This is a genomic window from Modestobacter sp. VKM Ac-2984, assembly GCF_026967985.1.
Classification (GTDB): domain Bacteria; phylum Actinomycetota; class Actinomycetes; order Mycobacteriales; family Geodermatophilaceae; genus Modestobacter.
The window spans coordinates 12,277-31,647 of sequence record NZ_JAPVBJ010000010.1; the positions used below are offsets into that span (position 1 = coordinate 12,277).

At 73.6% G+C, this 19,371-nt stretch carries 15 protein-coding genes; 3 read left to right on the forward strand and 12 right to left on the reverse strand.

The annotated features are described in order from the left end of the window. Nucleotides 1-9: 9 nt before the first annotated feature. Complete coding sequence (locus O2W16_RS18500) at nucleotides 10-306, forward strand: hypothetical protein (protein WP_269160294.1); 297 nt, start codon at nucleotides 10-12, stop codon at nucleotides 304-306. A 12-nt stretch (nucleotides 307-318) separates the two neighbouring features. Here the strand turns inward: O2W16_RS18500 and O2W16_RS18505 are convergent, their stop codons facing one another. Further along, on the reverse strand, nucleotides 319-1,536 hold the full coding sequence (locus O2W16_RS18505) for a 3-deoxy-7-phosphoheptulonate synthase (protein WP_269160295.1): 1,218 nt from the start codon (nucleotides 1,534-1,536) through the stop codon (nucleotides 319-321). A 240-nt stretch (nucleotides 1,537-1,776) separates the two neighbouring features. On the opposite strand from O2W16_RS18505, the gene O2W16_RS18510 reads away from it, so the two are divergent. Next, complete coding sequence (locus O2W16_RS18510) at nucleotides 1,777-3,996, forward strand: diguanylate cyclase domain-containing protein (RefSeq protein WP_269160296.1); 2,220 nt, start codon at nucleotides 1,777-1,779, stop codon at nucleotides 3,994-3,996. A gap of 80 nt (nucleotides 3,997-4,076) precedes the next feature. Here the strand turns inward: O2W16_RS18510 and ppsA are convergent, their stop codons facing one another. The 4 genes from ppsA to O2W16_RS18530 all read right to left on the reverse strand — a co-directional run bounded on the left by ppsA (nucleotide 4,077) and on the right by O2W16_RS18530 (nucleotide 9,838). Further along, the gene (gene ppsA / locus O2W16_RS18515) at nucleotides 4,077-6,524 is read right to left on the reverse strand and encodes a phosphoenolpyruvate synthase (RefSeq protein WP_269160297.1); all 2,448 of its coding nucleotides are present in this window, start codon (nucleotides 6,522-6,524) and stop codon (nucleotides 4,077-4,079) included. Then, a complete protein-coding gene (locus O2W16_RS18520) occupies nucleotides 6,521-7,426 on the reverse strand; it encodes a pyruvate, water dikinase regulatory protein (RefSeq protein ID WP_269160298.1) in 906 nt (301 codons plus the stop codon). The genes ppsA and O2W16_RS18520 overlap by 4 nt, the downstream gene beginning before the upstream one ends. Nucleotides 7,427-7,605: 179 nt before the next feature. After that, nucleotides 7,606-8,454 carry a formyltetrahydrofolate deformylase gene (gene purU / locus O2W16_RS18525; protein WP_269160299.1) on the reverse strand — a complete coding sequence of 283 codons (849 nt, stop codon included), beginning with the start codon at nucleotides 8,452-8,454 and terminating at the stop codon, nucleotides 7,606-7,608. A 10-nt stretch (nucleotides 8,455-8,464) separates the two neighbouring features. Beyond that, nucleotides 8,465-9,838 carry an L-serine ammonia-lyase gene (locus O2W16_RS18530; protein ID WP_269160300.1) on the reverse strand — a complete coding sequence of 458 codons (1,374 nt, stop codon included), beginning with the start codon at nucleotides 9,836-9,838 and terminating at the stop codon, nucleotides 8,465-8,467. Between the two features lie 131 nt (nucleotides 9,839-9,969). Between O2W16_RS18530 and O2W16_RS18535 the strand changes: the two genes are divergently transcribed. Then, nucleotides 9,970-10,635 (forward strand): GntR family transcriptional regulator, encoded by a 666-nt coding sequence (locus tag O2W16_RS18535; protein ID WP_269160301.1) that lies wholly within the window; start codon nucleotides 9,970-9,972, stop codon nucleotides 10,633-10,635. Nucleotides 10,636-10,664: 29 nt separating this feature from the next. Here the strand turns inward: O2W16_RS18535 and folP are convergent, their stop codons facing one another. The 7 genes from folP to O2W16_RS18570 all read right to left on the reverse strand — a co-directional run bounded on the left by folP (nucleotide 10,665) and on the right by O2W16_RS18570 (nucleotide 19,355). After that, nucleotides 10,665-11,531 (reverse strand): dihydropteroate synthase, encoded by an 867-nt coding sequence (folP, locus tag O2W16_RS18540; protein ID WP_269160302.1) that lies wholly within the window; start codon nucleotides 11,529-11,531, stop codon nucleotides 10,665-10,667. Nucleotides 11,532-11,627: 96 nt separating this feature from the next. Further along, nucleotides 11,628-12,467: a bifunctional 5,10-methylenetetrahydrofolate dehydrogenase/5,10-methenyltetrahydrofolate cyclohydrolase gene (locus O2W16_RS18545; protein ID WP_269160303.1), complete on the reverse strand. Its 840-nt coding sequence runs from the start codon at nucleotides 12,465-12,467 to the stop codon at nucleotides 11,628-11,630. Then, nucleotides 12,464-13,084 carry a cyclodeaminase/cyclohydrolase family protein gene (locus tag O2W16_RS18550; protein WP_269160304.1) on the reverse strand — a complete coding sequence of 207 codons (621 nt, stop codon included), beginning with the start codon at nucleotides 13,082-13,084 and terminating at the stop codon, nucleotides 12,464-12,466. Before O2W16_RS18550 ends, O2W16_RS18545 begins: the two co-directional genes overlap by 4 nt. Nucleotides 13,085-13,124: 40 nt before the next feature. Next, nucleotides 13,125-15,590, reverse strand: a complete 2,466-nt coding sequence (locus tag O2W16_RS18555) for a GcvT family protein (protein WP_269160305.1) — start codon at nucleotides 15,588-15,590, stop codon at nucleotides 13,125-13,127. Nucleotides 15,591-15,602: 12 nt separating this feature from the next. After that, nucleotides 15,603-16,187 carry a sarcosine oxidase subunit gamma gene (locus O2W16_RS18560; protein ID WP_269160306.1) on the reverse strand — a complete coding sequence of 195 codons (585 nt, stop codon included), beginning with the start codon at nucleotides 16,185-16,187 and terminating at the stop codon, nucleotides 15,603-15,605. Next, nucleotides 16,180-19,050: a 2Fe-2S iron-sulfur cluster-binding protein gene (locus O2W16_RS18565; RefSeq protein ID WP_269160307.1), complete on the reverse strand. Its 2,871-nt coding sequence runs from the start codon at nucleotides 19,048-19,050 to the stop codon at nucleotides 16,180-16,182. Before O2W16_RS18565 ends, O2W16_RS18560 begins: the two co-directional genes overlap by 8 nt. Then, a complete protein-coding gene (locus O2W16_RS18570) occupies nucleotides 19,047-19,355 on the reverse strand; it encodes a sarcosine oxidase subunit delta (RefSeq protein ID WP_269160308.1) in 309 nt (102 codons plus the stop codon). The genes O2W16_RS18565 and O2W16_RS18570 overlap by 4 nt, the downstream gene beginning before the upstream one ends. Nucleotides 19,356-19,371 lie beyond the last annotated feature (16 nt).

Sequence of the window (19,371 nt, forward strand, 5' to 3'; positions counted from 1 at the left end):
GAGGCACCCATGCCCACCCGTCACAGCACCGCCCACGACCCCAGCACCGCCCACGCCGCGGCCGAGCTGCGCGTCGTCGTCACCGACGCGATCGGCCTGCAACGCGTCCTCACCGTGCTGACCGGACGGCGGCACGGCTTCACCCGCCTGTCGGCCGAGGAGACCACCGACGAGCGGTGGACGATCAGCCTCGACCTGGTCGCCGCCCCCGGCGAGGTCGACCTGGTGGCCGCCCGGTTGCACCGGCTCCCCTGCGTGCTGACGGTCGACGTCACCCTGGCCGGACGGCTCGCGTCGACCGCGTGACCCCGCTGCCGGTCAGGCCGCGCGCCGCGCCCGGGACGCCTCCGCCAGCTCCGCCAGCAGCTCCTCGGTGGTGCTGAGGTCGACGCAGGCGTCGGTGACGCTCATGCCGTGCTCCAGGCGCTCGGGGTGCCGCTGGTCCAGGTCCTGCCGCCCGGCCACGAGGTTGCTCTCGATCATCACCCCGCGGATCGCCTGCTCGCCGCCGGCGACCTGCCCGGCCAGGTCGTGCACGACGTCGACCTGACGGCGGTGGTCCTTCTGGCTGTTGCCGTGCGACGCGTCGACGACGAGGACCTCCGGCAGGCCGCGGGCGGCCAGCGCGCGCTTGGTGGCGGCGATGTGCGTGGCCGAGTAGTTGGGGCCGTCCTTGGCGCCGCGCAGGATGACGTGACCGGTGTCGTTGCCGCTCGTGGAGAGCTGGGCGCTCACGCCGTGGTGGTCCACGCCGAGGAACTGGTGCGGCGCCCGCGCGGTCAGCACGGCCTGGATCGCCACGTCGATGCTGCCCTCCGGGGAGTTCTTGAAGCCGACGACGGAGGAGAAGCCGGACACCCGCTCCCGGGCGGTCTGGTCGGTGACGTTGCGGGCCCCGACGCCGTTGTAGGTGACCAGCCCGTCGACGTACTGCGGGGTGAGCGCGTTCAGCGGCTCGGCGGCCACCGGGACCCCCAGGGCAGTGATCGCGCCCATCAGCATCCGGGTGGCGACGAGGCCGACGCTGATCCGGCTGGAGCCGTCCAGGAACGGGTCGTAGGCGAACCCCTTCCAGTCCACCTCGGTCCGCGGCTTCTCGGTGTAGGTCCGCATCAGGATCTCCAGGTCCGCGCCGTGCCGCGCGCGCATCCGGGCGAGGAAGGCGGCGTACTCCAGGGCGGCGGCCGGGTCGTGGATCGAGCAGGGACCGGCGATGACGGCCAGCCGGTCGTCGGCGCCGCCGACGATGGCCGCCGTGACGCGACGCGCGTCCCGGGTGGTGGCGGCCGACTCCGCCGACAGCGGGACGACGGTCGCCACCGCAGCCGGGGTGACGACGACGCTCAGGCCGGTGATCCGGGCGTTCCCCAGGTCGCTCACGTCGACGTCCGGCGCCGGCCCGGCACCCAGTCGCTGCTGCACCCCGGGCAGCAGTTCGGTCAGTGCGGCGTCGATCTGGGCGTTCACCCGGGTCTGGACGTCGAGCAGCGCATCGGCGATCCGCGTGGCCTCGTCCAGCAACTGGTCAGCCGGCATGGGGGTCTCCTCCGTCGTTCCGATCAGCCAGCACCCCGGGCGGGGCCGCGCCCGCACCCAGCGAGGCTGACGGGCACAGCATCTCGGAACGGGGGTGCACGCGTCGTCGCGGGGTGCCGGACCGACCAGCGGGAACGCTGCACCGAGGCTCCTGCACCCACCGGGAGCGCAGCCGGCGCTCGCCGGATCGGCACGCCCCCACGACCCGCGCCGACCCGTCCGGCGTGGAAGGCTCGGCCCATGACCCCAGGGGTGTGCGGAGGGCACGCCGTGCAGTCGCTGTTCCAGCCGATCGTCGACCTGTCCGACGGCGCGCTGGTGGCCGTGGAGGCGCTGTCCCGGGGCGGGGCCGGGGCGCCGGAGTCCCCGACCGAGCTGTTCGCGGCCGCCGCGGCAGCCGGGACGACCGCCGCGCTGGACACCGCCTGCCTGCGCGCCGCGCTGTGCGGGATGGCGACGGCGGCCGAGCCGACGACGCTCTTCGTGAACATCGAGCCGGCGACGCTGTCCACGCTGTCCTGCGCCGACCTGGCCGAGCTCGAGGAACTGACCCCGGCCGGGGTGCAGGTGGTCCTGGAGGTGACCGAGCGGGACCTCCTCGAGCGCCCCGCCGACCTCGTCCGCGGCGTGCGGGGCGCCCGCGCCATCGGCTGGCGGGTGGCGCTGGACGACGTCGGCGCCGAGCCGGCCGGGCTCGCGCTGGTGTCGTTCCTGCGGCCGGACGTGATCAAGCTGGACCTGGCGCTGGTGCGCGGGCACACCAGCCTGCAGGCGGCCGCGGTGGTCAACGCCGTGCGCGCCGACGCCGAGCGCTCCGGTGCGCTCATCCTGGCCGAGGGGATCGAGACCGAGGAGCACCTGGACCGTGCGCTCGCGATGGGCGCGCACCTCGGGCAGGGCTGGATGTTCGGCCGTCCCGGGGAGCTGCCGGCCACCGGCATGCGCGCCCTGCCGCTGCGGCCGCTCCCTCCTGCGCACGGTGCCGGGGTGACCGGTCCGGTGACCCCGTTCGCCGTCCTCACCGCGGCCTCGGCCCCGCAGCGGGCCGGGCTGGCGCTGCTGGCCTCGATGACCCGGCAGGTCGAGCGCCAGGCCCTGCTGCTGGACGAGCAGACCGTGGTCCTCGCGAACTTCCAGCACGCCGAGCTGATGAGCGCGCGCACCCGCCGCCGGTACGAGACGCTCGGCCGGCTCACCGCACTGACCGCGGTGACCGGCGCGGGGATGCCCGACGAGCCCGCGCCGGGCGTGGTGGGCACCGCACTGGACGCGGACGACCTGCTGAACGACGAGTGGGTCGTGACCGTGGTGAGCCCGCACTTCGCGGCCGCGCTGGCCGCCCGCGAGGTCCCGGAGGACGGTCGCGGCGACCGGACCGGGGCGGGTGCCGCCGGTCGCCGGCTCGACTACGTGCTCACCTACGACCGGACGCGGGTGCTCGAGGCGGCCGGGCTGCTGCTGGAGAAGACCCGTCCGGCGGCCACCGGGACGGCCCCGGCGCCGCGCCCGGCACCGGCCGCCGCCCCCGTCCCACGGGTCACCGAGACCGAGCTGCCGGATCTGATGCTGCGAGCCGTGTCGGTCGCGCGCAACGGCGTCGTCATCGCCGACGCCCGCCGCCACGACCAGCCCCTGGTCTACGCGAACGCCGCGTTCCTGCGGATGACCGGCTACCGGGAGGCGGAGGTGCTCGGCCGCAACTGCCGCTTCCTGCAGGGGCCGGACACCGACCGGAACCAGGTGCACCCGATCGGGCGGCGGTTGCTCGCCGGCCGGGAGGTCGACGCCGTCCTGCTGAACTACCGGCGGGACGGATCGGCGTTCTGGAACGAGATGCACATCAGCGCCGTCCGGGACGCCCACGGCGAGGTCACGCACCTCATCGGCAGCCAGTTCGACGTGACCGCACGGGTCGACCGGGAGCGACGGACGGCGTACCTCGCCCACCACGACGAGCTCACCGGGCTCCCCAACCGGGCGCACGTCCTGGAGCACCTGAACCTGGAGCTGCGCCGCGCCCGGCGCAGCGGCGGGAGCGTGGCGGCGGTGCTGCTGGATCTCGACGACTTCAAGGCGGTCAACGACCGCTTCGGCCACGCCGTCGGCGACGCCGCACTCGTCGGGGCGGCCGCACGCCTGCGCGCGGCCGTCCGCGCCGGCGACCTGCTGGGCCGGCTGGGCGGCGACGAGTTCCTGGTGGTCCTCGCCGGGCTCCCCGGCCTCGTCCACCCGGACGAGGTCGGCCGCCCCACCGCCGAGGAGACGGTGCGCCGGGTCCAGGAGCACTTGCGGGCCGCCCTCGAGACACCGCTCCAGCTGCCCGGGGCGGTGCTGCGGATCGGCGCCAGCTCCGGCGCCGCGGTCTTCCCCGTCGACGCCGACGAACCGGCATCGCTGCTCGCCTGCGCGGACGCCGCCATGTACCGGACCAAGCGCGGGCCGGCGCACCGCCGGGACTGAGGCCCGCGCCCCAGCGGCCGGGGTCGGCGGTCGCCAGGCGCGTCACCTCCCGCGCCGCGGGCGGTGTCCGCGGCCTGCCGTCAGGCCGGGCGGGAGGTCCTGGCCAGGTGCAGCCAGGTGTCGACAACGGTGTCCGGGTTCAGCGACATCGACTCGATCCCCTGGGCCACGAGCCACTCGGCCAGGTCGGGGTGGTCACTGGGGCCCTGACCGCAGATGCCGACGTACTTGCCCCGTTCCAGGCAGGCCTTGATCGCCATCTCCAGCACGGCGAGGACGGCCGGGTTGCGCTCGTCGAAGCTGCCGGCCACCAGGCTGGAGTCCCGGTCCAGGCCCAGCACCAGCTGGGTCATGTCGTTGGAGCCGATGGAGAACCCGTCGACGTGGTCGAGGAACTCGTGCGCCAGCAGCGCGTTGGACGGCAGCTCGCACATCATCACCACCGACAGGTCGTTCTCCCCGCGGCGCAGGCCGTGCTCGCCGAGCAGGCGCACCACGCCCTCGATCTCCGCCACGGTCCGGACGAACGGGATCATGATCTTGACGTTGGTCAGCCCCATCTCGTCCCGCACGTACCGCAACGCCTCGCACTCCATCGCGAAGCAGTCGGCGAAGTCGGCCGACAGGTACCGCGACGCCCCGCGGTAGCCCAGCATCGGGTTCTCCTCGTGCGGCTCGTAGCGCTCCCCGCCGAGCAGGTTGGCGTACTCGTTCGACTTGAAGTCGCTCATCCGCACGATCACCGGCTCGGGCGCGAACGCCGCGGCGATCATCGAGACACCCTCGGCGACGCGCTGCACGAAGAAGTCCCGCGCCGAGGGGTAGGCGACGATCCGTTCCTCGATCTGCGCCTTCAGCTCCGGCTCGAGGGTCTCCAGCTCCAGCAGCGCACGCGGGTGGATGCCGATCTGCCGGTTGATGACGAACTCCAGCCGGGCCAGCCCGACGCCGGCGTGCGGCAGCCGGGAGAACGCGAAGGCCTGCTCCGGCGTCCCGACGTTCATCATGATCTTGGTGGGGATCTGCGGCATCGCGTCCAGCTCGGTCTCGGCCACCTCGAAGCCCACCTCGCCGGCGTAGACCAGGCCGGTGTCGCCCTCGGCGCAGGAGACGGTGACCGGGTCGCCGTCGCGCAGCGCCCGGGTGGCGGTGCCGGTGCCGACGACGGCGGGGATGCCGAGCTCGCGGGCGATGATCGCCGCGTGGCAGGTGCGCCCGCCGCGGTTGGTCACGATCGCCGAGGCCCGCTTCATGATCGGTTCCCAGTCCGGGTCGGTCATGTCGGCGACCAGCACGTCGCCGGGGGTGAAGGAGTCCATCTCGTCGATGTCGGTGAGCACCCGGACCACGCCCGCACCGATCTTCTGCCCGATCGCCCGGCCCTCGACCACGACGTCCCCGGTGCCGGTGAGCCGGTAGCGCTCGGAGGTGTTCCCGGAGCGCGACTGCACCGTCTCCGGGCGGGCCTGCAGGATCATCAGCTGCCCGGTCAGGCCGTCCTTGCCCCACTCGATGTCCATCGGCCGGCCGTAGTGCTCCTCGATCTTCAGCGCCTGGCGGGCCAGCTCGTGCACCTCGTCGTCGGTGAGCGACAGCTTCCGGCGGTCGGCGGGGTCGACGTCGACGAACTCCGTCGTCCGGCCCACCTCGGCGGAGTCGGTGTAGACCATCTTGGTGGCCTTCTCCCCCACACCGCGCTTGAGGACGGCGGGGCGCCCGGCGCGCAGGGCGGGCTTGTAGACGTAGAACTCGTCCGGGTTGACCGCGCCCTGCACCACGCCCTCCCCCAGCCCGTAGGCCGACGTGATGAAGACGGCGTCCCGGAAACCGGACTCGGTGTCCATCGTGAACAGCACGCCCGAGGCCCCGACGTCGGAGCGCACCATCCGCTGCACGCCCGCCGACAGCGACACCGACTCGTGGTCGAAGCCGTGGTGCACCCGGTAGGCGATCGCCCGGTCGTTGTAGAGCGAGGCGTAGACCTCCCGGACCGCCTGCAGCACCGCGTCGATCCCCCGCACGTTGAGGAAGGTCTCCTGCTGGCCGGCGAAGGAGGCGTCGGGCAGGTCCTCGGCGGTGGCGCTGGAGCGCACCGCGAAGGAGGCCTCGGCGTCGTCGCCGGCGAGCCGGGAGTACGCGGCCCGGATGTCGGCCTCCAGCGCCGGCGGGAACGGCTGGGAGACCACCTCCCGGCGGATCTCCGTGCCGGCGGCGGACAGCGCCCGGACGTCGTCGGTGTCCAGCGTGCGCAGCCGCTCGGCGATCCGGGCCGCCAGCCCGGTGTCGCCGAGGAAGCGCTGGTAGGCCGCGGCCGTGGTGGCGAAACCGTCCGGGACGCTGACCCCGGCGTCGGCCAGGTTCGAGATCATCTCCCCCAGCGAGGCGTTCTTCCCGCCCACGACCTCCAGGTCGCCGAGGCCGAGCTCGGCGAACCAGCGGACGTTGTCGGCCTCGTCCCCGTCGCCTCCCGGGGTGTTGCCGTTCGGGGTGCTGCCGGCCGGTGCCTCGGATGCGGTGTCGGTGCTCATGGTCGGGGGGTCCTTCCTCGGCGGAGGTCGTGGCCGGACATCGAGGGCACGCCGGAGCTGCGCCGTTGCCGGGCCAGGGTCTGGATCACCACGGCGGCGATCTCCTCGACGGAGGCCGCCGAGGTGTCGACCGTGGGCAGGGAGTGGGTCTCGTACATCGCCGTCGCCCGGCGCAGCTCGTAGCGGCACTGGTCCTCCGACGCGTACCGCGAGTCCGGGCGCCGTTCCTGGCGGACCCGGCTGAGCCGGGTGACCGTGGTGGTCAGCCCGAAGCACCGGTCCCGGAGGTCCTTCACCGGGCGGGGCAGGTCGGTGGTCTCCAGGTCCTCGTCGACCAGCGGGTAGTTGGCCACGAACAGGCCGTGCTGCAGCGCCAGGTACATCGCCGTCGGCGTCTTCCCGCACCGGGACGGCGCGAGCAGGACGACGTCGGCCCGGTCCAGCCCGCGGGGGCTCAGCCCGTCGTCGTGCTCGATGGCGAACTCGATCGCCGCCATCCGGCTGTTGTACCGCCGGACGTCGCCGACCCCGTGCAGCCGCCGGGCCTCCCGCAGCCCGCGGGTGCCCAGCTGCTCCTCGACCCGGCCCATGTGGATGCCGAAGAAGTCGATGATCGGGGCCTTGGTCTTCAGCAGCTCCTCGCGCACCTCGTCGACGGCGGCGGTGGTGAACACCAGCGGGGTGACCGGCCCGTCCATGGCATCGTCGAGCTGGGCCACCACCTCGCGCGCCTCCTCGACCGAGGAGATGAACGGGACGAGGGTGCGCTCGAAGTGCACGTCGGGGAACTGGATGAGCAGCGCGTTGCCCATCGTCTCCGCGCTGATCCCGGTGCTGTCGGACAGGAAGAACACCGGGACGACGGCGTCCGCGTCCCGGTCGCCGGGCGGGGCACCGCTCACCGGGCGGCCACGGGGCGGTCACCGGCAGGGGGCCCCGGCAGGTCAGGCGTCATGCAGCACCTCTGGTCTTCCGCGTCGTTGCAGAGAAGAGCGAGCTCTCCGGTGAGCATCCCCCGTCAGCTGCCTCGCGCGCACCTGCTGTGGCCCCCGCTCCTACCGCGGGTGCCGCAGGACCCCGGTCAACGGAAGACGACGGTGCTGTTCCCGTTCAGCAGCACGCGCCGCTCGCTGTGCCAGCGCACCGCGCGGGAGAGCGCCAGGGCCTCGGCGTCCTGTCCGACGGTGGCCAGTCCTCGCGGGTCGTACGTGTGGTCGATCCGGATCACCTCCTGCTCGATGATCGGGCCCTCGTCCAGGTCGGCCGTGACGTAGTGGGCAGTCGCGCCCACGAGCTTGACGCCCCGGTCGAAGGCCTGGTGGTAGGGCTTGGCGCCCTTGAAGCCCGGCAGGAACGAGTGGTGGATGTTGATCGCCCGACCGTGCAGGGCGGCGGAGGTCTCGTCGGAGAGGATCTGCATGTAGCGGGCCAGGACGACCAGGTCGGCCCGGTGCTCGTCGACGAGCTCGAGCAGCCGCGCCTCGGCCTCCCGCCGGGTCACCGGCGTGACGGGGACGTGCACGAACGGCAGACCGGCCGCCTCCGCCATCGGGCGCAGGTCCTCGTGGTTGGAGACCACGGCGACGAGTTCGGCGCCGAGGCTGCCGGCCCGCCAGCGGAAGATCAGGTCGTTGAGGCAGTGGCCGAGCTTGGACACCAGGACGAGCACCCGCTGCTTCTTGCCCCCGGCCATCTGGTAGGTCATGCCGAAGTCGTCGGCGACCGCCTGGAACCCCTCCGCCAGGCGGTCGGCGTCGGTGGCCTCGGTGCACACGAACTCGGTGCGCAGGAACAGCTGCCCGCGGGCGGGGTCGTCGAACTGCTGGTGCTCGACGATGTCGCAGCCGTGCGCGAACAGGAACGAGGTCACCGCGTGCACGATGCCCGGACGTTCCGGGCAGCTCAGCGTGAGGGTGAAGGGATCGGACATGGGTGCCTCCTCAGCACTCGACGATGTTGAGGGCCAGCCCACCGCGGGCGGTCTCCTTGTACTTGTCCTTCATGTCCGCACCGGTCTCGCGCATCGTCTTGATGGCCTTGTCCAGCGAGACGTGGTGCTGGCCGTCCCCGCGCACGGCCATCCGCGCCGCGGTGATCGCCTTGACCGAACCCACCGCATTGCGTTCGATGCACGGGATCTGCACGAGCCCTCCGACGGGGTCGCAGGTGAGCCCGAGGTTGTGCTCGATGCCGATCTCCGCGGCGTTCTCGACCTGCTCGGGCGTGCCACCGAGGACCTCGGCGAGACCAGCGGCCGCCATGGAGCAGGCCGAGCCGACCTCGCCCTGGCAGCCCACCTCGGCCCCGGAGATGGAGGCGTTCTCCTTGAACAGCAGCCCGACGGCGGCCGCGGTCAGCAGGAAGCGGACCACGCCGTCCTCGTCGTAGAGGTCCAGGAAGTCCCGGTAGTAGTGGAGGACGGCGGGGATGATCCCGGCGGCGCCGTTGGTCGGCGCGGTCACCACCCGCCCGCCGGCGGCGTTCTCCTCGTTCACCGCGAGGGCGTAGAGCGTCACCCACTCCATCGCCCGCAGTGCGTCCGCGTCGTCCGGGTGCTCCTCCAGGTGCGCCCGCAGCGACGCCGCACGCCGCCGGACCTTCAGGCCGCCGGGCAGGACGCCGGTGGTGCGGGTGCCCCGCTCCACGCACTCCTGCATCACCGACCAGATGTCCAGCAGTCCCGCGCGGATCTCCTGCTCACCGCGCCAGGAGAGCTCGTTGGCCAGCATCAGGTCGCTGATCCGGAGTCCCGTCTCGCGGGTGTGCGCCAGCAGCTGGTCGCCGGTGTGGAACGGGTACCGCACCGGCGTGCTGTCCTCGACGATCACCGGGTTCCCGGCCTCGTCCTCGTCGAGGACGAAGCCGCCGCCGACCGAGTAGTACTCCCGCCGGCTCAGCTCCGCCCCGTCGGCGTCGCTGGCCACGAAGAGCATGCCGTTGCTGTGGAAGTCCAGCCGCTTGCGCCGGTGCAGGACGACGTCGTCGTCCACCGAGAAGGCGATGAGGTGGTCGCCGGCCAGCCGGAGCTTCCCCTCGTGGCGGATGGTCTCCACGCGCGGCTCGGCGGCGACCGGGTCGACGAGGCCCGGCTCCTCCCCCTCGAGGCCGAGGACGACGGCCTTGACGCTGCCGTGCCCGTGGCCGGTCGCGCCGAGCGAGCCGAACAGCTCGCACCGCACCCCGGCGACCCGGGCGAGCAGCCGCTCGTCGCGCAGGCGCGCGGCGAAGGACGCGGCCGCCCGCATGGGGCCGACGGTGTGCGAGCTGGACGGACCGATGCCGACCTTGAACAGGTCGAAGGCGCTGATCGTCATCCGTGCTCTCCCCTGCGCTGGGACCTGCCGGAGCCGTAGGTACACAGCTGGTATATCAGAACTAGGATGAAGGTATGTCGATCCCTCTGAAGAGGCAAGACCCGCGTACGCCCAGCTCGTACCATCTGGCCGTGACCGTTACCGCGCTGGACCTGGACTCGTCCGCCGCCTCGCTGGCCGACAAGGCCTACCTCGCCATCCGGGACCAGCTGATCATGTTGGACATCCGGCCGGGCGACCCGATCGACGACGACGAGCGGGCCAAGGCCCTCGGCGTGGGTCGGACCCCGGTCCGTGAGGCGCTCAAGCGCCTCGAGGGCGACCGGCTCGTGGTGTCCTACCCGCGGCGGGGGACCTTCGCGACGGGGATGGACATCTCCGACCTGGCGCACATCTCCGAGATCCGTGTCCAGCTCGAGCCGCTGGCCGCCCGCCGCGCCGCCGAGCGAGCCGTCCGCGCGGCGCAGGTCGAGCTCGAGGAGCTGGCTGCCCGGATCCAGGAGTTCGACGTCTCCCGACTCGACCGGACCGAGCTCATGCGCTGGGACCTCGCGGTGCACCGGGCCATCTACCGGGCCGCGGGCAACCCCCACCTGGAGGACGTCCTCATCCGCTACGACAACCTCGCCACCCGGATCTTCTGCCTGTTCCTCGACCGGCTGCCCACGGTGGACGAGCACGTCGGGGAGCACGTCGAGCTGCTCCGCGCGATCGCCGCCGGGGACGCCGACCGGGCCGACGACCTCGCCCGTGAGCACGTCCTGGGCTTCGACCGGGCGATCCGCGCGGTCATCTGAACCACGGACCTGCCTGTGCGCGGGGATCCTCAGCCGGCGCCGTCCACGGCGTCCAGGACGGCCAGGACGTCCCGCGTGGCCGCGACGTCGTGCACGCGCAGCAGGGTGGCCCCTCGCTGGACCGCGACGACCGCCGCGGCCAGGGAGCCGGGCAGCCGATCCCCCACCGCCCGCCCGGTGAGCTGCCCGATCATCGACTTGCGGGACAGCCCCACCATGACCGGGACCCCCAGTCCGGTGACCGCGTCGAGCGAGGCCAGCAGTGCGAGGTTGTGCGCCAGCGTCTTGCCGAACCCGAACCCCGGGTCCACCACCAGGTGCTCCTGCCGGATGCCGGCGTCGAGGCAGGCGCGCACCCGCTCGGCGAGGAAGGTGCGCACCTCCACGACGACGTCCCGGTAGCGCGGGTCCTCCTGCATGGCCTCCGGCGAGCGCTGCATGTGCATGAGGCACACCGGCACGCCCAGCTCCGCTGCGGCCGCCAGTGCACCCGGCGAGCGCAGGGCCCGGACGTCGTTGACCATGCTCGCCCCCACGGCCACGGCTGCCCGCATGACCTCCGGACGGGACGTGTCCACGGAGAGCGGCACGGGGACCTGCCGGGCCAGGGCCTCGACCACCGGGACGACCCGGTCGAGCTCCTCCAGGAGGGTCGGCGGGCGCGCGCCCGGCCGGGTGGACTCCCCGCCGACGTCGATCAGGTCGGCCCCCTCGGCAGCCAGGACGTGCCCGTGCTCCACGGCCCGATCGAAGCTGGCGAAACGCCCGCCGTCGGAGAAGGAGTCGGGGGTGACGTTGAGGACGCCGCACACCAGCGGCCGCCCCGCCGCGAACGTCCGGCTCAGCGGGTGGGGCGAGGGACCGGCGACCGCGCGGGCGCGGACGGGACTCAGCATGACGCCTCCTGCGACGGGCCGTCGTGCACCCCCGCGGGTCGAGGTGGATGGACGGGGTGCGACGGGGCACGGCCGCCCTGCCCGGACCGGGACGAGCTAGGAGCGCGCCGCCTGGATCGTCTGGTGCAGGAGGAGCGCGGTGGTGACCGGTCCGACGCCGCCGGGCACCGGGGTCAGTCCCGCGACCCGCCCGGAGACCGACCCGGCGTCGACGTCACCGACCAGCCCGCCGTCGGGCGTGGGGTTGGTGCCGACGTCGATGACCACGGCGCCCTCGGCCACGTGCTCGGCGGTGACCAGGCCCGGCCGCCCGACGGCTACGACCAGGACGTCCGCGGAGCCGGTGACCTCGGCCAGCTCCTTCGTGCGGCTGTGGCAGACGGTCACGGTCGCGTCCCGCTGGAGCAGCAGGTGCGCCACGGGCTTGCCGACGACGGTGGAGCGACCGACCACCACGGCGTGCGCGCCGGACAGCGGGATCCCGTGGTGGTCCAGGAGTGCGAGCACGGCGGCGGCGGTGGCCGGCGCGAAGGCGGGCAGGCCCGCGGCCAACCGCCCCAGGCTGAGCGGGTTGGCCCCGTCGACGTCCTTGGCGGGGTCGATGGCGGCGGCGAGGTCCTCGAAGACGGCGTCGGCCGGCAGCGGGGTCTGCAGGATGATCCCGTGCACCGCGGGGTCGCGGCTGAGCGCGGCCAGCTCTGCGCGGATCCGGTCCGGCGTCGCCGACTCCCCCAGGTCGACGACGGAGCACACGACGCCGGTCTCCGCCGCGGCTCGGGCGATGGAGCGGACGTACCAGGAGCTGGACTCGTCCGCCGTCGCCACGAGCACCGCCAGCCGGGGCGGGGTGCCCGCGGCGGCCAGCTCCGCGGCCGCAGCGGCGACCTCGGCCCGGATGCCGGCGGCCAGCTCACGCCCGCTGAGGCGCGCCGTCATCGCACCAGTCCGTCCCGGACCGTGGCGGTGACCGCGTCCGCGCGGAGGACGAGGTCACCGACGCGCTCGACGACCGCCGAGAGCTGCCCCCGGGTGGCCGGGTCCGTGATGCCGCCGAGGTTGACCTCCACGTTCACCCGGGCGGTCGTCGCGGCGGCCCGCGCTCCCTCGGCGGCCGCGGCGACGTCGCTGATGACGTTGCGGTTGCCGATCGGCAGCAGCTGCTCGGCCAGGCTCAGCACCTGGTCGGCGACGGCGATGACGATCGCCGGCACCTGCGCGGCGCCGACCAGTGCCTTCGCGATCGCCTCGGACCGCGCCGCGGTCTGCTCCGGCGTGCCCTTCGGCATCCCGTAGGCCTGGGTGACCACGGTGAAGGCCGCGGCGTCCTCCTCGGCCAGGCTCAGCGCGTTCTCGCGCAGCCGGTCCGCGGTCGCCGTGATGACGCCGATCTCCTCGGCGTGGTCGGCGAACCTCGCCGCGTCGCTGTACCGGGCGACCATCGCCACGAGGGCAGCGGCCTGGGCCGCGTGCAGTGCGGCGGTGGCCCCTCCCCCGGGGGCGGGCACCCTGGCGGCGAGCTGCGCCAGGAAGGTCTCGATGCTGTCGGTGCGCATGGGCCGTCCTTCGGGGGGCCGTCCTTCGGGATGGGGACGTTCAGCCGCGGAGCCGGGTCATCTCCGGGTCGACGAGCGGTTCGGCCGCGACCGTGGCGGGGATGCGGGTGTCGAAGTACCCGATCTCGACGCTCGTCCCGACGGTGGCCGAGGCAGGCAGCCAGGCGTAGGCGATGGGCCGCCCGACGGTGTGCCCGAAGGCCGCGCTGGTCACGTAGCCGACCGGTCGCCCGTCGACGAACACCGGTTCGTGGCCGAGGACGACGCTGCGGCCGTCGTCGACGGTCAGGCAGGACAGCCGCCGCTCCACCGTGTCGTCCCCGACCTCGGCGAGAGCCTGCCGCCCGACGAAGTCGGCCTCCTTCTTCCTGCGGACGGCGAAGCCGACGCCGGCCTCGTAGGGGTTGTGCTCGGTCGTCATGTCGTGACCCCAGGCCCGGTAGCCCTTCTCCAGCCGCAGGCTGCCGAAGGCGGACCGGCCCGCCGCGACCACGCCGAGGTCCTGGCCGGCGCCCCACAGCACGTCCCACAGCCGCTGGCCGTTGTCGGCGCTGGTGTAGAGCTCCCAGCCCAGCTCCCCGACGTAGGACAGCCGCATCGCCGTCACCGGAACTCCCCCGATCCGGGCCGGCTTGGCGCGGAAGTACTTCAGCCCCTCGTTGGTGAAGTCGTCGGAGCTGAGCCGCTGGACCAGGTCGCGGGCCCGCGGGCCCCACAGTCCGATGCAACACGTACCGCCGGTGATGTCCCGGATCTGCACGCTGCCGTCGTCCGGCGCCGCACGCAGGAAGTGGTCGTGGTCGAGGGGGCCGTTGGCCCCGATCTGGAACAGCTGCTCGCCCAGCCGGGCGATCGTGAGGTCGCTGCGGATGCCGCCGGCCTCGTCGAGGGCGAGCGTGTAGGTCACCGACCCGACGGATTTGTCCATCTCCCCGGTGGTCAGCCGCTGCAGCAGCGCGAGGGCACCGGGGCCGCTGACCTCCAGCCGCTTGAGCGGGGTCATGTCGTACATCGCCACGGCCGTCCGGGTCTTCCATGCCTCGGCGGCCGCGATCGGGGACCAGAACTGCCCGGCCCACGCGTCGCGCTCCGGCGGCACCCACTCCGGGGGCAGCTCGTCCACCAGGTGCGCGTTGGCCTCGTACCAGTGCGGCCGTTCCCAGCCGGCCGCCTCGAGGAACACCGCACCCAGTTCCCGCTGGCGAGCGTGGAAGGGGCTGACCCGCAGGTCGCGCGGGGACTCCTTGGGCTGCAACGGGTGGATGACGTCGTAGATCTCGACGAAGTTCTGCTGCGAGGTCTCACGCACGTAGGCGTCGGTGACCTGCACCTCCTCGAACCGGGCCACGTCGCAGCCGTGCAGGTCCAGCTCGCTGCGCCCGTCGACCAGCAGCTGCGCCACCGAGCGGGCGACCCCCGCGGAGTGCGTGACCCAGACGGCCTCGGCGATCCAGAAGCCGGCGACGTCGGAGGACTCCCCGATCAGCGGGCCGCCGTCCGGGGTGAAGGAGAAGATGCCGTTGAACCCGGAGTCCACCTTGGTCGAGCGGAGCGAGGGCAGCAGCTCGCGACTGTGCTCCCACGGCTCCGCGAAGTCCTCTTCGGTGAAGGGCAGCATCGACGGCATCGACGCGTCGCTGACGTCGCCCTGGGGCAGGTCGGACAGCTCCACCGGCATCGGCCGGTGCGCGTAGGAACCGATGCCCAGGCGGTCGCCGCGCTCCCGGTAGTAGAGGTCGCGGTCCTGGTGGCGCAGGATCGGCATGCCCGCCTCGGTCAGCTCGTCGTTGCGGCCGACGAGCTCGGGCACCTGCCCGGTCCAGACGAACTGGTGGGCCAGCGGCAGCAGCGGCACCCGCATGCCGACCATGGCCCCGATCTCCTGCCCCCAGAAGCCGGCGCAGGAGACCACGACGTCGGCGGGGAGGACGCCGTCCGGGGTCCGGACGCCGGTGACCCGGCCGCCGGACTGCTCGATGCCCACGACCCGGGTGTCGCCCTGGAACACCGCGCCGCGCGCCTCGGCCCGCCGGGCGAGCGCAACGACCGCGCGGGAGGCCTTCGCCAGGCCGTCACTGGGGATGTACAGGCCCCCGAGGATCTGGCCGGGGTCGACGAGCGGGTGCAGCCGCACGCACTCCTCGGGCCCGACGACCTCGCTCTGCACCCCCCAGGAGGTGGCCCAGCCCTGCCGCCGGTGCAGCTCGGCCAGCCGCTCCGGGGTGGTGGCCACCTCCAGGCCGCCGACCTGGTTGAAGCACCAGGCGCCGTCGACGTCGATGCCCTTCAGCTTCTCGACCGTGTACGAGGCGAACTGCGTCATCGTCCTCGACCCGTTGGTCTGGAAGACCAGGCCGGGAGCGTGCGAGGTGGAGCCGCCGGTCAGCGGCAGCGGGCCCTGGTCGACCACGGTGACCCGGTCCCAGCCACGGAGGGTCAGCTCGTCGGCCAGGTTGGCTCCGACGATGCCGGCTCCGATGACGACCACGCGAGGGGTGCTGGACATGAGGGGTTCCTCTCAGGAGGTCAGGGCGGGGTCGGCGTGCTCGAGGCTCGCGTCGAGCAGCCAGGAGGCGAGGTAGCCGGCGAAGGAGGAGCGGACGAGGACGGCGAACTCGTCCTCGTCGAGCGCGAGCAGCACCACCGCGGCCTGCCCGAGGGCTGTCTGCGTGCTCTGCCCGGCGGTGAACACCCGGGGGTGCAGGTCGATCGAGCAGCCCTTGGCGAGCACCTGACGGGCCTGCGGGCCGCCCAGGCGGAGAGAGATGCGCTGCGCGGAGACGTCGGCCGCCGAGCCGCCGACCGGCCGCAGCAGGGTCTGCAGCTCCTCCTCCAGCGCCTCCGGCGCGGTGCCGGGGCTGGTGAGCAGCCACTCGTCCGGACCCAGCCAGATCAGCCGCCCGTCGCCGGCGGGTGCCCACGTGTTGGGCGCGGTGGGCAGCGCCGTCCCCCGGATCCGGAGGTCACCGGTGGTGGCCCGGGCGGCGCGCAGCACCGCCATGGAGACGAACGGCTCGGCGTCGATCCGGACGGCGCCGGTCAGCTCGGCGAAGGCGGGCAGCCATGCCTCGAGCGGGTGGGTGCGGGCGAGCTGGTCAGCCATCACGGCGGGCTCCTTCCGGGTCGACCAGGACGGAGCTGGTGACCTCGACCGGGACGAGGGTCCCGCCGACGGGGACGTGGACGGTGTCGCCGATCCGTGCGCGGCCGCCCTTGACCAGGGCGAGGGCGAACGGGCGGGCGAGCTCGGCGCTGCGGTAGCTGGAGGTGACGTGGCCCAGCATCGGCACCGGCGGGGGCGGCAGCCGGCCGTCGGCGAGGAAGTCCACGACCTGCGACCCCTCGGGCAGCACCGTCTGCCGGTCGACCGGCAGCAGCCCGACCAGCTGCTTGCGCAGCGGGTTCTGGTTCTCGACGCGGGCGAAGGACCGCTTGCCGACGAAGTCGGGCTTCTTCTTCGAGACCGCCCAGGCCATGCCGAGGTCGTGCGGGGTGACCGTGCCGTCGGTGTCCTGCCCGATGATCGGGTAGCCCTTCTCGGCGCGGAGCACGTGCATGGTCTCGGTCCCGTAGGGGGTGATGCCCTGCGGGGCCCCGGCCTCGACGAGCCGCTCCCAGACCGCGACCGCGTACCAGGCGTTGACGTACACCTCGAAGGCCAGCTCGCCGGAGAAGCTGATCCGGGCCAGGCGGACCGGGACGCCGTCGAGGGTGGTGTCCCGCCAGGTCATGAACGGGAAGGCCTCGTTGGAGACGTCCACGTCCGGGAAGACCGCACCCACGACGTCCCGCGAGCGGGGGCCGACGACCGGGAAGGTCGACCACTGCTCGGTGACCGACGCCAGGTGCACCCGCAGCTCCGGCCACTCGGTCTGGACCCACTCCTCCAGCCAGTCGAGTACCTTCGCGGCGCCGCCGGTGGTGGTGAGGAGGAGGAAGCGGTCCTCGGCCAGGCGCAGCACCGTGCCGTCGTCGATCACCATGCCGTCGACCCCGCACATCACGCCGTACCGCACCGAGCCGACCTTGAGGCTGCTGATCAGGTTCGTGTACATCCGGTCCAGCAGCACCGCGGCGTCGGGGCCCTGGACGTCGATCTTCCCCAGGGTCGAACCGTCGAGGATGCCCACGCCGGAGCGGGCCGCGGCGCACTCCCGCAGCACCGCGGCCGCCATGTCCTCCCCGGCGCGCGGGTAGTACCGCGGCCGCTTCCACTGGCCGACGTCCTCGAACACCGCGCCGGCGGCGACGTGCCAGTCGTGCAGGGCGGTGACCCGTTCGGGGTCGAAGAGCCGGCCGCGGTCGCGGCCGGCCAGCGCGGCGAAGGCGACCGGCGTGTAGGGCGGCCGGAACGTGGTGGTGCCGGTGTCCTGCACCGGGACCCCCAGCAGTTCGGCGGTGATCCCGGAGGCGAGGACGCCGGAGGTCTTGCCCTGGTCGTGGGCGGTCCCGATCGTGGTGAACCGCTTGACGTGCTCCATCGACCGGAGCCCGGCGCCGGCCGCACGGGCCAGGTCGGCGACGGTGGCGTCGCGCTGGAGGTCGACGAACGAGGTGCTGCCCTCGGCCCCGGAGGCGTCCGGCACCCGCCACAGCACGAGCGGCGCGGCCGGGACGACGGGCTCCGGCGCGGTCGGCAGCCGGACCTCGGCCGCCGGCGCGATCCCCAGGGCGGTCAGCGCCGCACTGGCTCCGCGCCGCCCGTCGGCCAGGCACCCCGCCAGGTCGAGCAGGCCGGCCGCCGAGCCGACGACGGCCAGGCCGTCGAGCCGCTCCCCCGGGAGGAAGGCACCGAGGACCTCGTCGTAGCGCAGCCGGCCACGGGCCTGGCTGAACAGGTGCACGGCGGGGTTCCAGCCCCCGCTGACCAGCAGCACGTCGCAGGCCAGCTCGTCGGCGCGGCCGACCTCCCCGTCGGCGAGCGGCGCGACGAGGGCGGCGGTGATCCGGTCGCCGCCGGACGTGCCCGCGACCACGGACCCGGTGCGGACCGGGATGCCCGCGGCCCGGCACTCCTCCGCACGCAGCGGCGAACCCTCCGGCCGGGCGTCGACCACGGCCGCCACCCGCACTCCGGCGCGGTGCAGGTCGAGGGCGGCGTCGTAGGCGCTGTCGTTGGTGGTGAAGACGACGGCCTCGCTGCCGACCCGCACCCCGTAGCGGTGCAGGAAGGTGCGCGCACCGCCGGCGAGCATGATGCCCGGCCGGTCGTTGTCGGGGAAGACCACCGGCCGCTCGTGGGCGCCGGTCGCGACGACGACCTGGCGGGCGCGGATGCGCCACACCCGCTGGCGGGCCTCGTGCCGGGGCGCGGCTCCCCCGAGGTGGTCGGTGCGACGCTGCAGCGCGAGCACGAAGCCGTCGTCGTAGAGCCCGAAGGCCGTCGTCCGCTGCAGGTGCAGCACCTCGGGGTGGGCGGCGAGCTCCGCGACGGCGGCGGCCACCCATCCCGCTGCCGGTGCGCCGTCGAGCCGGTCGGTGCCCGAGAGCAGGGAGCCGCCGGCCTCGGAGTGCTCGTCCACCAGGGCGACGCGGGCCCCGGCCCGGGCGGCGGTGAGCGCAGCGGCCAGGCCCGCGGGGCCGGCGCCGACGACGAGGACGTCGACGTGGACGTGCATCGCGTCGTAGCGGGCGGAGTCCGGCACGTCGGCGAGCCGGCCCTGGCCGGGCAGCCCGTGGGCGACGAGGCCGTCGTACAGCTCGACGGTGCTGGCCAGCAGCATCGGCTCCGGGAACGGCTCCTCGATCTGCACCAGGCCGCTGGGGTCCTCCGCCCACGCGGCGGCGATGCCGCGGGGGCGCCCCAGCTTCACGCTGCTGGCGATCGCGTGGCGTCCGGAGGCCAGCAGCGCCGAGGCGAGGGTGTCCCCGGGGTGCCCGGGGAAGGTCTGCCCGTCGAAGGTGAACTCCACGGTGGTGGAACGGTCGACGCGGCCGCCCTCGGGGGTGCGGAAGGTGCTCGTCACGAGGTGCTCCTTCGCGGTCCCGCGAGCTCGGTCGCGGACGGCTGGGGGTCGTCGAGGCGGTAGACGCGCTCGAAGCGGTAGGTGGCGGTGTCCCGGATCGCGTTGAACCAGCGCCGGCAGCCGGTGTTGTGGTTCCAGCGCTCCGCGAACCGGCCCTTGGGGTTGTCGCGGTAGAAGACGTAGTGCGCCCACTGCTCGTCGGAGAGCTCGCCGGGTTGCTCCGGGTAGGGGACGTGGGCTTGGCCGCCGTAGGAGAACTCGGTCTCCTCGCGGGGGCCGCACCAGGGGCATTCGATGAGCTGCACGGGGCACTCCTGCGGT